The organism is Sciscionella marina DSM 45152, from assembly GCF_000379465.1.
Lineage (GTDB): Bacteria > Actinomycetota > Actinomycetes > Mycobacteriales > Pseudonocardiaceae > Sciscionella > Sciscionella marina.
In genome coordinates this window covers 226,054-239,467 of sequence record NZ_KB905380.1, presented here as the reverse complement: position 1 = coordinate 239,467, position 13,414 = coordinate 226,054, and the positions used below count along the sequence as shown (strand labels likewise).

The 13,414-nt window shown below is 71.4% G+C and carries 7 protein-coding genes; 4 read left to right on the top strand and 3 right to left on the bottom strand.

The window, feature by feature from the left end; translation table 11 throughout:
• Window positions 1-35 precede the first annotated feature (35 nt).
• The 3 genes from A37U_RS0101060 to A37U_RS0101050 are packed head-to-tail and all read left to right on the top strand — an operon-like array spanning window position 36 to window position 5,679.
• Window positions 36-797 carry an alpha/beta fold hydrolase gene (locus tag A37U_RS0101060; protein ID WP_020494745.1) on the top strand — a complete coding sequence of 254 codons (762 nt, stop codon included), beginning with the start codon at window positions 36-38 and terminating at the stop codon, window positions 795-797.
• Window positions 794-1,531: a thioesterase II family protein gene (locus A37U_RS41875; protein WP_157182566.1), complete on the top strand. Its 738-nt coding sequence runs from the start codon at window positions 794-796 to the stop codon at window positions 1,529-1,531. The genes A37U_RS0101060 and A37U_RS41875 overlap by 4 nt, the downstream gene beginning before the upstream one ends.
• Window positions 1,528-5,679, top strand: a complete 4,152-nt coding sequence (locus A37U_RS0101050) for a non-ribosomal peptide synthetase (protein WP_020494743.1) — start codon at window positions 1,528-1,530, stop codon at window positions 5,677-5,679. Before A37U_RS41875 ends, A37U_RS0101050 begins: the two co-directional genes overlap by 4 nt.
• Window positions 5,680-5,694: 15 nt before the next feature.
• Here the strand turns inward: A37U_RS0101050 and A37U_RS0101045 are convergent, their stop codons facing one another.
• Genes A37U_RS0101045 through A37U_RS41870 form a run of 3 tightly spaced genes read right to left on the bottom strand, consistent with a single transcriptional unit; the run spans window position 5,695 to window position 9,779 of the window.
• The gene (locus tag A37U_RS0101045) at window positions 5,695-6,243 is read right to left on the bottom strand and encodes a putative immunity protein (protein ID WP_020494742.1); all 549 of its coding nucleotides are present in this window, start codon (window positions 6,241-6,243) and stop codon (window positions 5,695-5,697) included.
• A gap of 27 nt (window positions 6,244-6,270) precedes the next feature.
• Window positions 6,271-8,022: an ABC transporter ATP-binding protein gene (locus A37U_RS0101040; RefSeq protein ID WP_020494741.1), complete on the bottom strand. Its 1,752-nt coding sequence runs from the start codon at window positions 8,020-8,022 to the stop codon at window positions 6,271-6,273.
• Entirely contained in the window at window positions 8,022-9,779 is a 1,758-nt protein-coding gene (locus tag A37U_RS41870) for an ABC transporter ATP-binding protein (RefSeq protein WP_169526798.1), read from the bottom strand. The genes A37U_RS0101040 and A37U_RS41870 overlap by 1 nt, the downstream gene beginning before the upstream one ends.
• 171 nt (window positions 9,780-9,950) lie before the next feature.
• Here A37U_RS41870 and A37U_RS0101030 point away from each other — a divergent pair, with 171 nt between their 5' ends.
• Window positions 9,951-13,412 (top strand): non-ribosomal peptide synthetase, encoded by a 3,462-nt coding sequence (locus tag A37U_RS0101030; protein ID WP_020494739.1) that lies wholly within the window; start codon window positions 9,951-9,953, stop codon window positions 13,410-13,412.
• The last annotated feature ends 2 nt before the right edge of the window (window positions 13,413-13,414 follow it).

Here is a 13,414-nt window from a genome sequence, read left to right as displayed (position 1 = left end):
TCGAATGGCCAGCGAAGTGAGCGAGAGGACGGTCCGTGCCCGAGGTCGCACTGCGCGCAGGTCCGGTCGAGTACGCGATGATCGAGGGGGACCCGGAGCTGGCGCCGCTGGTGCTGCTGCACGAGGGCCTCGGCTGCGTGGCGTTGTGGCGGCGGTTCCCCGCGGCGCTCGCGGCGGCCACCGGGCGCGGCGTGCTCAGCTATTCCCGGTACGGATACGGTGCCTCGGCGCCGGCACGCCTTCCCCGGCCGGTGAGTTATCTGCACGATGAGGCGTTGGCGGTGCTCCCGGAACTGCGCGACCGGCTCGGCCTGCCGGAGCCCGTGCTGCTCGGGCACAGCGACGGCGCCTCGATCGCGCTCATCCACGCCGCGCGGCACGCGGTCGCCGGTCTGGTGCTGCTCGCCCCGCATGTGTTCGTCGAACCGGAGACCCTCACCGGCATCCGTGCCGCGGCCGGGGAGTACGAGAACGGTGCGCTCGCGGGGAAACTCGCCGCGTTCCACGCCGATCCCGATGCGGTCTTCCGTGGCTGGAGCGGGGTCTGGCTCGCCGCGGAGTTCCGCCCCTGGTCGATCGAGGCCCTGCTGCCCGCGGTGTCCGCGCCGGCCCTGGTGCTGCAGGGTGAACTCGACCAGTACGGCACGGGCCGCCAGCTCGACGCGCTCGAGAGCGGGCTCGGCGGACCGGTGAACCGGGTCGAGCTGGCCGACTGCGGGCACGCCCCGCACGCGCAGGAACCGGAGCGGGTCCTCACTGAGGTCGGCGCGTTTCTGCGGTGGGAGGTGGCCCGGTGAACACGGACTCCTGGTTGCGGACGCTGCGTCCCTCCGGCCGGTCCCGGCGGACCGATCGGATCCGCGGCAGGCTGGTGTGCTGGCCGCATGCGGGCGGTTCGCCCGCGGTGTTCGCGCCGTTCGCCGCCGCGCTGCCCGAATTCGAGGTGTGCGCGGTGCAACCGCCGGGCAGGGCGAGCAGGTTCGGCGAGCCGCCGGTGACCGATCCGGTCGAGGCGGTGGCCGCGGTGCGCGCCGCCATCGAGGCCGCGGAACCGCTCGATGAGCTGGTGCTGCTCGGGCACAGCATGGGGGCCGCGATGGCGAACCGGCTCGCCGTGGAACTCGGCACGGCCGTGCACACGCTAGTGCTTTCCGCATGGCCCGCTCCGGGCCGGGAGTACACCGAAACCCCGAGCAGCCAGGACAACCGGGCCCTGCTCGAGTTCATGCGCAGGCTGGAGAGCCCGGGACTCGAGGAACTGGACGAGCAGGAGGTGACCGAGTTCCTGCTGCCCCCGCTGGCCGCGGATCTGGCGCTGGGCGAAGCGGCCGGTCCGACGGCACATGCGGCGAAGGCGCCGATACTGCTGACCTACGGCGAACGGGATCCGGTCATCTGGTCCGCGGATGTGCGCGCCTGGCGCGAAACCGCCCGGGTGCGCGCCGAATTCCCATTGCCCGGCGGGCATTTCGCCATCTTCGAACACATCGAAACGCTCGCCGGGGCGATCCGGAAGAGGGCGGGCTCATGACGATCGAGGCGAAACGCATGGCGCTGCTGCGGCGCCGGCTCGCCGAGCGGGAACTCGCCGACGGAGCGAGCACCATCCCCACCCGCACCGAACCGGATCGCGCCCCGCTGTCCTTCGCGCAGCGCCGGATGTGGCTGCACCAGCAGGTCAATCCGGGCGACAGCGCCTACAACGTGAGCATCCTGCTGCGCCTTTCCGGCCCGGTGGATCGCGATGCGCTCGAGGCGGCGCTGCGCACCGTGGTCGCCACCCACGAGATCCTGCGCACCACCTACCACACCGATCCGGACGGTTTTCCGTATCAGTGGATCCACCAGGAGCTGCCCACACGACTGCGGTACACGGATCTCGCGAACGCCGCGGAGCGGGAACCTCGCCTTGCGGAGCTCGCGAGTGTGGAGGCGGCCGAGCCCTTCGAACTGGACCGCGAAGGCCCGATCCGGTTCCACATTCTGCGGCTCGCGGACACCGAGACCGCGGTGCTGCTGAGCCTGCACCACATCATCTGGGACGGACTGTCCTTCGCCGCGCTGAGCACCACACTCACCGCCGCCTACCGGGGCACCGCCGATACTCCGCCGACGCCGCAGTACGCGGATTTCGCGGAGTGGGAGCAGCGCAACTGGTCGGACGAGCAGCACGCGGCGGAGCTGGAGTACTGGCGCGGACGGCTGCTTCCCGCACCGGACTCCTCCGCGCTGCCGAACGCGCGCACCCTGAGCCGGGCCGAATACGAGCGGGCCGAGCGGCTGGACCTGCGGTTGCCCGGGCACTGCGCGCCCGGGCTGCGCGCGCTGGCCAGAACCGGGCGCACCACCGTGTTCAACGCCTACCTTGCCTGCTATCTGCTCGTGCTGCACCGCTATTCCGGGGCGGAGGACATCCGCATCGGCACCATGGCGATGAACCGCGAACACCCCGGGCTCGCCGCGCTGATCGGCAACTTCGGCAACACCCTCGCGCTGCGGTTCGACCTGTCCGGGAACCCGGAATTCGGCGAGCTGCTGGACCGGGTGCGGCACACCTGCGAATCCGCATACCGGCACCAGGACTATCCGTTCGAACTGCTCGCCGAACGACTGCGGGAACCTGGGGCCCCGGCGCTGTTCGAATCCCTGGCGTTGCTGCTCGCCGGTGAGGTCACCGGACCGGAACTGCCCGGAGTCTCGGCGAGCTGGCGCACCGTTTTCCACGGTTCGAGCCCGTTTCCGTTGAGCTGTCAGGGATTCCTGAGCGAGGACACGCTCGATATGGAGGTGACCTATGCCGCGGGGCTGTTCGACCGCGCCACCGTGCACGGCATGCTCGCCACCTTCGGGACGCTGATCGGGCGGGCGGCGGCCGATTCCACGGTACGGCTTGACGAGCTCACCGAACCGAGCCCGGCCGAACGTGCCGCCGCGCTGACCGCGGGCACCGGCGCGGCACTGCCCGGACACCGGCTCGTTCCGGAAACCCTTCGCGCGGTGGCGGAGCGGTATCCTTCGGCGATCGCGCTGCGTTGCGGGGAGCGGAGTTACGACTACGCGGAGCTGCTTTCCGCGGCGGGCGAGGTCACCGCACGGCTGCGCGAACTCGAGGCCGGTCCGGAATCGGTGGTCGCCATCGCGGTGCCCCGGTCTCCCGAACTGGTGTTCGCGATCCTCGGGGTGCTCTGTTCCGGAGCCGCCTACCTGCCCGTGGACACCGGTTATCCGGCCGAACGGATCCGGTTCATGCTCACCGACCAGGCCCCCGAGGTGGTGCTGTCCACCGGCGCGGTCGAACTTCCCGAGGTGCCCGCGCGGCGGATCGACCTCGACCGGATCACGCCGGTTCCCGGACAGCGCCCGCCCGCGGCCACGGTCCGAGCCGCCTCGATCGCGCTCATCGGCTACACATCCGGATCGACCGGGCGCCCGAAGGCCGTGCTCGACACGCACGCCGCGCTCGCCGCGAAGGTGGCGGCCGCGGCGCGGGAATGGCCGCTCGAACCGGGCGGCTCCCGGCTGGCGAAGAGCTCGCCGACCTTCATCGACGGCTCCACCGAAATCCTCGAAACGCTGTGCGCGGGCGGCACCGTGGTGCTCGCCGGGGATACCGAGAGCCGCGACGGTGCGGCGCTGGCCCGGCTGCTCGGCGAGCACCGGATCCGGCATCTGATGGCGGTGCCCAGCCTGCTGCGCGCGATCGCCGAGACACCGGGCGCCTTCTGCGGGATGGAACGGGTCGTGTGCACCGGGGAAGCACTGAGTGCCGCGCTCGCCACCGAGCTGGGGGAGCGGGTGCCCGCCGGTGCGCTGACCAATTCCTACGGCTGCTCGGAGGTCGCCGGGGATGTGATCGCCGGTGCGGTACCGGACGGCTCGGTGCCCATCGGTGTTCCGCTTCCCGGGGTGTTCGCCGTGCTGCTCGACGACCGGCTGCGCCCGGTCCCGGAAGGGATAGCCGGTGAGCTCTACCTCGGCGGTCCGCAACTGGCCCGCGGCTACGGCGGCGATCCGGCGCTGACCGCGAGCAGGTTCGTCGCGAACCCGTTCCACGCGGGGCAGCGGCTCTACCGGACCGGGGATCACGCGCGGTGGACCGCGGGGCGCTTGGAATTCCTCGGCCGGGACGATGAACAGGTCAAGGTGCGCGGGCACCGCGTCGAACTCGGTGAGCTCGCCGCGATCGCGCGCACCGCACCGGAGGTCGAAGACGCCGTGGCCGTCGCGCGGGGCACGAACGCGCTGGGACTCTATGTCACCCCGGCCGGGCTCGACACCGAGCGGTTGCGTGGTTTCCTGGAACGCGAACTGCCGGGTTACCTGGTGCCGGCCACCATCCTCGCTGTTCCCGCGTTCCCCTTGCTGCCCAACGGAAAGGTCGACCGGTTCGCGCTTCCCGCAGGTACGGAGCCGGCCGCGCAACCGGGCGGCACCGCGCGCACCCCCGCGGAACGGGAACTGTGCGCGCTCGCCGGGGAGCTGCTCGGCACACCACTCGGGCCGGAAGCCGATTTCTTCGCCGCGGGCGGGGACAGCATCAGCGCGATCAGCTTGGCCGCGCGGGCACGCAAGGCCGGTTTCTCCTTCGCCGTACCGGATATCTTCGACCGGCGCACCCTGGCGAAGCTGGCCGCGTACCGCACGGTCGAACCGGTTCCGGTGGCACTGCCCGCCGCGGCGCACCGCCTGCGCCGTTCCGGAACGCCGCTCGCCGAGTACACCACCTGGACCTGGTGGCGGCCGGGGCCACGGGCCGGGCTCGCCGCCGTGGAACGGGCTGTGCGCGCCGTCCTGACGCGGCACGATGCGCTGCGGCTGCGGGTGGACACGAGCCGGAAAACCCTGTGGCGGGCCGAGATCACCGACGGGGCCGGTTCCTGGGCGCATGCCGAGGCCGGGGCGGGACCGGTGACCGCGCTCGCCGGGGCGGCGTGTTCGCGTCTCGATCCCGGCAGCGGGCGGATGCTGCACGCGGTACTCGCCACCGACGGCTCGGCCCTGGTGCTCGCCGGACATGCGCTCGCCGTGGATCACGCCTCGCTTTCGGTGCTGCGTAAGGAAATCGAGACGGTGCTCGACGGCGGTGCGCTCGCCGGACCCGGAACCGGGTGGCCGGAACCACCGGCGCCCGGCGATCCGGAGCCCTGGCTGGCCACCTTGCGGCCCTCCGACCCCGTACCGGAGCGGGGGAACGGGGAGGCGCGCGGCTCGTGCCGGGTCCCCTTCGCGGTCACCGAAGCACGCGCGGTCGCCGCACTGCTGTACGCCTATCGCGGCTGGCACGGCGGCGAACACGCGGTTGCCGAACACCTCGTGCGCCACGGACCGGAGGACGCGGTCGGCCCGTTCACCTACCGGCATCCGGTGGCGGTCTCCGCGCAGGATTCCCTTGCCGGACTGGTGTCCCTGGTGGCCCAACGCGCCGAATCGGCGGCGGGTTACGAGGCGCTGCGCTATGCCAGTCCGCGCGGTGCACGGCTGTTCGCCGAACTGGGCGAACCGCGGGTCCTGGTCACCGGGGAAACCGTGCCCGGTTCGCTGAGGCGGGATTACCCCCTGATCGCGCGGTTCCGGGACGGGCGGGTGGACACCGGACTGGAGCTGATTTCCGAGGGCGGACCAGGAAAAGACGAGCTCGCGGAACTGCTCGCCGACTGGCGGGCCGCGCTGGAGCGGTGAACGCCCGGCCCGGAGTCAGCGCAGCAGGCCGTCCAGGCGCCGGATCAGTTCCCCGGGCCGCGCCCCGCCACTCGGTGCGGGCGGAAAACGGCGCAGTACGTCCACTACGACGGGATTCGCCAGTTCCCGGGAGCGCGCGAGGTGTTCGGCCGGGTGCTCCTCGCCGGTGGCGAGCTCGAGGGCGCGGGCGGCGTGCGCCGCTGCCCCGAGGATGTGCTTGACCTGGGTGGCCTTCGCCAGCGGATGCAGATACGCCGCACCCGCGGCGGCCAGGGCGGCCCGCGCGGCTTCGCTCGCCGCCGCCTTTCCGGTGTCCCGTGCTTCCTGCGCCGCGCGCTGTGCCGCCCATGCGCAGTCCCGGATGTGTTTGCTCCGCTCGGCCCCGTCCGCGAACGCCTGCGCGGCGTCGATCGCGGCCCGCGGACGCGGATCTGCGGGGAACGCCCCTTCGAAGATCGTCAGGGCGGGTTGTGCGCAGGCCGAGGCATAGCCCGCGACCTCGCGCAGTTCGGCCATGCTGAGTTCGATCGCATCATCCGCCACCGTGGCATCATGGCGCACCATCCTCGGGCAGGCCAGGGAATTCCCGCCTCAGACCGGTGCCCGCAGCCGCCAGCCGCCCGCCTGTTCGTGGGAGCGCCAGAGCTTCCGGTACCGTGCGCAGCGTTCCAGCAGCTCCGCATGCCCGCCCTGGTCCAGGATCCGGCCCTGGTCGAGCACCACGATCCGATCGGCCGTGCGGATCGTGTTCAACCGGTGGGCGACGAGCAGCACGGTTCGCCTTCCGGACATCGCGGTGATCCAGCGGTGCACCAGCAGTTCGTTCATCGGGTCGAGCGCCGCGGTCGCCTCATCGAGCAGCAGCACCGGTGCGTCCTGCACAGCCACCCTGGCGAGACAGACACGCTGGCGTTCCCCGCCGGAGAGCCCGATGCTCGCCGAACCCACCGGACTGTCCCAGCCGAGCGGTAGCCGCGCCACGATCTCGTCCACTCCGGACAACCGGGCCGCCTCCGCGAGTTCCGCCTCGCTCGCCGACGGGCGGCCCAGCAAGATGTTGTCCCGGATCGTGCCGTCGAGCAGCACCACATCCTGGAGCACGACACCGAGCGAACCGTACAGCTCGTCCGGGGCGAGTTCGCGCAGATCCGCGCCGCCGAGCGAGACCCGGCCCTCGTCCGGATCGGTGAATCGCGCGGCGAGCCGCAGCAGCGTGGTCTTGCCCGCCCCGGAACTGCCGACGATCGCGGTCGCGCTCCCGGCGGGCAGGTCGAGCTCGATGCCGTCGACGGCGGGCGATTCGGTGTCCGGGTAACGGAATCGCACGCCTGCGAAGCGCAGGCTCAGTCCGCCACCCGCTTCCGGCGCGGGCACCGGAAGCGGCTCGTCCGGTACCGAGAGTGGTTGCGTGGCGAGGATTTCCGCGGTGCGCCGGACGGCCGCTGCGGACTGGCGCATCCCGCGGGCCAGTTCCGCGACGGTGCCGATCGGTTCGGTGAACCGCAGCACCAGCACCAGGAGCGCGACCAGCAGCGCCGCGTCCTGCCCGCCGCGCGAGACCAGCCAGGCGACCACGGTGGCCAATGCGGCGACCGCGAGATGTATCGCCGTGCCGAATCCGGCCCTGGCCAGCAGTTCCCGCCCGATCCCGGCGCGCATCGCCTGTTCCCGCTCGTCGAGGGCCTCGTGCAGCAGCCGGTCCCCGAGCCCGAGCCGGCCGCTGGCCCGCAGGGTCGGTTGTTCCTCGGCGAACTCCACGATCCGCGCGGTCGCCTCGGACTGCGCGCGGTGGGTGCGCTGCTCGGCGCGGTCCAGTGCCACCGTGGTGCGGCGGTAGACCAGCCACAGCAGCGGGGCGGTGGCCAGCATGACCAGCGCGGGCCGCCAGTCCACCAGTGCGGTGATCACCAGGATGACCGCGGGGGTGAGCACCCCGCGCAGTAACGGGGCGAGGTTGGTGAGCACGTTCTTGGTGACCTCGGCCGCGCCCGGCCACACCGTGCGGATCAGTTCTCCGCTGTGCGCCGGGGAGAACCGGTCCACCGGCAGCGTGGCCAGGTGTCCCGCGATGCGCCGGTGCAGCACGTTGATCGCGGTGATCGTGGTGCGCAGCGCGGTATCGGTCTGCGCGGCGCGCACGCACAGGGTGGCCACGACCACGAGGGCCAGCGCGAGGAACCAGTTCCATTTTGCCGGATCGTCCTCGAGTACCGCGGCCAGTGCGGGCAGGGTCAGCCCGAACGCCACTCCTTCCAGCAGCGCGTAACCGCAGGCGAACCAGATCTGCCTGCGGTAGGCGCGCGCGGTCGCTTCGTCGAAGAGTCCGAACAGCGTGCGCAGCATCAGGAAACCGGCTCCTTGGTCTGATAGGCCTGCCACATCCGGCGGTAGACGCCCGCGGTGGCCAGCAGTTCCTCGTGGGTGCCGAGCTGGGTGATCCGGCCGCCGTCGAGCACCGCGATCCGGTCTGCCTCGGTGATCGTGGGCAGCCGGTGCGCGACGATCAGCACCGTGCGCCCGGCGGCCAGTTCCGCGAGCGCGGACTGGACCTGTGCCTCGGTGTCCGGGTCGACGTTCGCGGTCGGCTCGTCCAGCAGCAGCACGGCGGGATCGGCGAGTAGCAGCCGCGCGATGGCGATCCGCTGCGCCTCACCGCCGGAGGGCCGCAGATCCACCCCGGCGACCGAGTCGTATCCCTTGGGCAGCGCGGAGATCCGCTTGTGGATGCGGGCGGCCTTCGCGGCGGCGATCACCTCGTGTTCGGCGGCTTCCGGGCGGGCGAGGCGGATGTTGTCCCGGATGCTCGTGCGCACCAGTCGCGTGCGCTGCAACAGGAAACCGACCCGACGGTAGAGTTCGGCGCCGGTCATGTCCCGCACGTCGACCCCGCCGATGCGGACCGCGCCCTCGTCCACGTCGTAGAACCGGGCGATCAGCGCGGCCAGGGTCGACTTGCCCGCGCCGGACGGGCCGACCACCGCGGTGATGGTGCCCGGCCGCAGTTCGAGGTCGATGCCGCGCAACGCCGGTTCGTCCGCGCGGTAACCGAAAGCCACCCCGTCCAGTGTCACCTCGCCGCCGCGCGGAGCGGCGCCCTGTTCGGGTTCCGGCAGCACCGGCGTCTCCAGCAGCGAGCGCAGTCGTTCCGCGGCGAGCCGGGCTCCGCGCATGCCCGCCTGCGCCGTGGCGATCTCCTGTAGCGGATTCGCCACGGTGACCGCGACCAGCGCGAAGGGCAGCAGATCGATCGCCGCGAGTGTTCCGCTGGACACCAGCAGCGCGCCGAATCCGATCACCAGGGCGGTGGTGGTGACCGCGTCCACGATCACCCCGCCGGCCACGCTGCGCCGGTTCTCCCGTTCATAGGCGGCCGACTGTGCCGCGCGGAACGCATCGCTCGCGGCGAACACGGTGCTCGCCCCGTCGCCGCGCCGGGCCACCCGCAGTGTGGGCAGTTCGCGGATCAGCTCACCGAGCGCGGTGAGCAGCGAGGTGAGCGCCACCAGCACCCCGCGCTGCCGTTCCCCCGCGCCGGAGAGTGCCCAGCGCTGCTGGAAATACACCGCGATGCTGGGCAACACCACGATCAGCGCGAGCCGCCAGTCCACTGCGAGCAGCCAGGCAAGTGCCAGCGCGGGGGCCACGATGGCGGAGATCACCTCCATCCGGCCGTGTGCCACCGCGGCATGCAGTTCCTCCACATCGGACTGCAGGCTCTCCAGCGCCCGCCCGCCCGCTCCGGCGCCGAACCAGCCGAGCGGAATCCGGGAAAGCCTGGTGGCCACCCGATTCCGCACCGAGCGCTGCACTCGCAGATCCGCGCGATGGCTCAGCCAGTACGCGCCCAGCCGCAGCAGCAGGCTCAGCACCGAGGCGGCGGCGGTGAGGATCACCCCGGCCACCGCGGTGGTCGGGGGTGCCGCGCCGAACGCGGCCCTGCCGATCAGCCACAGCCCCACGTACGGCAGCAATGCCGTGACCGAGGCGAGTGCCTGCACGGCGAGTGCGCCGCGCAGCAAACCCCTTGCGGGGGCGGTCAATTCGGCGAACACCCGCCGATCCGGTCGCGGTGGTCTCGTCCGGTGCTGCCGAGCTCGCACGGGCGGTGCTCCTTGTCGTCGGTTCGGTTCGGCCATTCGGGCGAAGATATGCCGCGTCCAAGACTTTAGGTTAGCCATGCCTAAGTAAAATGAGAAGTATGGCATTGACACGGCCGCTCGGCTTCACCATATTGTGCAGGTAAGGCTAACCTAACTTAACGAGGAGTCGCTGTGGTCGATGCCGCCTTGCCGAGTCTGGACGCGATCCGCGCGGTCGTCGCGGAGCAGCTCGAGGTTCCGGTGGCCGATATCGGAGCGGAGGACGATCTGGTCGAGCTCGGGGTGCACTCGATGTGCATGATCAAGCTCGCCGCGCAGTGGCGGCGCAGCGGATTCGATGTGAACTTCGGTGAACTGGCGGCGAATCCGAGTGTGCGCGATTGGTTCGAGCTGCTGCGCGGGCGCGCTCAGGCGGACGACACGCGGGAGCCGGAACCGGCGGCGGCGCGCGACACCGAGAACGCCGATGACACCTTCGGGCTGGCCACGATGCAGCACGCTTACTGGGTCGGCCGTTCGGACGAGCAGGCACTCGGCGGGGTGGCGGCGCACCTGTACGCGGAGTTCGACGGCGGCGAGGTGGATCCGGAGCGCCTGGAGCGGGCGGTGGCCGCGCTGCTGCGCAGGCATCCCATGCTGCGCTGCCAGTTCCTGGACAACGGAAGGCAGCGGGTGCTCGAGGAACCGGGGGTGCCCGCTTTCGAACACACCGATCTGCGGGACCTCCCCGAAGAACAGGCGCAGCGGCGGCTGACCGGGATCCGCGAGGCGAAGACCCACCAGCGGATGCCCGCCGAGCTCGGCAAGGTGTTCGATGTGGCGCTGAGTTCGCTGCCCGGTGGCCGCACCCGGCTGCACGTGGACGTGGACATGCTGGCCGCCGACGCGCTGAGCTACCGGGTGCTGATGGCCGACCTCGCCGCCTTCTACCACGAGGGCCCGCAGGCGCTGGATCCGCTGGAGTACACCTACCGCGACTATCTCGAGGACCGGGCGAATCCCGAAGCGAGGGAACGGGAACGCGAATGGTGGCTCGGCCAGTTGCCGCAGCTGCCCGATCCGCCGGTGCTCCCACTGGTTCCCGAGGCCGAGCGTGCCGATCCGCGGCGCACGGTGCGCTACGCCCAGCACGTCGGCGCCGAGGGCAAACACCGGCTCATCGAGCGGTCCAAACAATACGGGGTCACCCCGGCCGCGGTGCTGGCCGCGGTGTTCGCCGAGGTGATCGGGCGGTGGTCGGGCAATCAGCGGTTCCTGCTGAATCTGCCGCTGTTCAACCGCGAACCCACGCACGCGGACATCGAGCAGCTGGTCGGGGATTTCTCCAATTCGGTGATGCTGGACATGGACTGCACCGGCGAGGCGAGCCCGCTGGAGCGCGCGCGGGAACTGCAGCGCCGGTTGCACGGCAGCGCGGCGCACGCGGACTATCCGGGTCTCGACGTGCTGCGCGATCTCGGCCGGTACCGGGGGCAGCCGCTGCTGGCTCCCGTGGTGTACACCAGCGGACTCAATCTCGGCGAACTGTTCCGGGAGTCGGTGCCCCGGACCTTCGGTGATCCGGTGTGGATCGTGTCCCAGGGCCCGCAGGTCGTGCTGGACGCGCAGGTGGTCGAACTGGACGGCGGGCTCCTGTTGAACTGGGATGTGCGCGAGCACGCCTTCCCGGACGGGCTGATGGCCGAGATGTTCGGCAGGCACCGCACGATCATCGAAAACCTGCTCGCCGAGGACGCGGACTGGACCGTGCCCTTCCCCGCCGGACTGCCCGCCGCGCAACAGGATGTGCGGGACCGCGACAACGCGGTGACCGCGCCGCGCTCCGGCTCCTGCCTGCACGACGGCTTCTTCGCGATCGCGGCACGGGACCCGGAACGGACCGCGCTGTACTTGGCCGATTCGAGCACGGTGAGTTTCGGCGAACTGCGCGAGCGGGCGCTGCGGATCGCCGGTGCGCTCGCGGAAAACGGTGTGCGCCAAGGGGATGCGGTCTCGATCCAGTTGCCGAAGGGGCCGGATCAGGTGAGCGCGGTGCTGGGGGTGCTCGCCGCGGGCGCGGCCTATGTGCCGATCGGCGCCGATCAGCCGCCCGCGCGGCGGGACCGGATCCAGCGCATCGGCGAGGTCGTGCTGGGCCTCGTCCCCGACGGTGAGACCGAGGACCAGCGGGTGCCGGCGCTCGCCTTCGGTGCCGCGGCCGGGCATACTCAGCCGTTCGCCGGACCGGTGGAACTCGGCTCCGGCGCGATCGCCTATGTGTTGTTCACCTCGGGCTCGACCGGTGAACCCAAAGGCGTGGAGGTCGCCCATGCCGCCGCGATGAACACCATCGAGGGCTGCGCCGAACGGTTCGGGGTGACCACCGAGGATCGCGGGATCGCGCTGTCCCCATTGGAATTCGACCTCTCGGTGCAGGAGATCTTCGGCACCCTCTCGGTCGGGGCGAGCCTGGTGGTCGCGGAGGAGTCGGCCCGCCGGGACGGCACCCTGGCCGCCGCGCTGCTGCGCGAGCACGCGGTGACCCAGCTGTACTGCGTGCCCGCGTTGCTGGACATGATCCTGGCCGCGGGCGCGAGTCCGAGCCTGCGCACGGTGCTGCTCGGCGGGGACTGGGTGGGCGCCGAACTTCCCGCGCGGTTGCGGGAGATCGCACCCGGATGCCGGTTCGCCGGGCTCGGCGGGGCGACCGAAACCGCGATCCACCACACCGTCTGCGAGGTCGGTGAGCGGCCGCCCGCCGACTGGAAGGCCGTCCCCTTCGGGGTTCCACTGCCGAACACGCGGGCGCGGGTGGTCAACGAACGCGGACTGGACTGCCCGGACTGGGTCGCGGGGGAGCTGTGGATCGGCGGAAGCGGGCTCGCCTCCGGTTATCGCGGAGATCCGGAGCGCACGGCCGACCGGTTTGTGACGTACGCGGGCAGCCGGTGGTACCGCACCGGGGACCGGGCCCGCTACCGCCCGGACGGCACGATCGAATTCCTGGGCCGCGCGGATGAACAGGTGAAGATCCGCGGTTACCGGATCGAGCTCGGCGAGGTGGAGCAGGCGTTGCGGTCCGTGGACGGAGTGCGCCAGGCGGTCGCGGAGGTACTGGGCAGCAGGGCGCCGGTGCTCGCCGCCGCGGTGACCGGTTCGGCGGATCCGGAACGGCTGCGCGTGGAGCTGGCCGCGACACTGCCCGGCTACATGGTTCCGGAGCGGATCGAAGTCCTCGACGCGATCCCGCTGACCGGCAGCGGCAAGGTGGCCCGTCGCCAGGTGCGCGTCCTGCTCGGCGCGGAAGGCACCGAACAGCGGTACACGCCGCCGGACAACGATCTGGAGTCCGCGCTGGCCATGATCGTCGGCGAGGTGCTGGAGGTGCGCCGGGTGGGTGTGGAGACGGATTTCTTCGCCCTCGGCGGGGATTCCGTGCTGGGCACCGTGGCGATCGCCCGGATCAGGGAATGGCTGGACACCGCGGATGTCTCGGTCGCCGACCTGTACACCGGGCGGCATGTGCGGGGCCTGGCCGAACTGCTGGCGGGCAGGCAGCGCACCCCGGGGCGACTGGAACAGGTGGCGAAGCTGTACCTGGAGGTCGCCGAAATGCCCGATGAGGACGTCCTGACCGAGTCGGCGGCGGGGTAGCG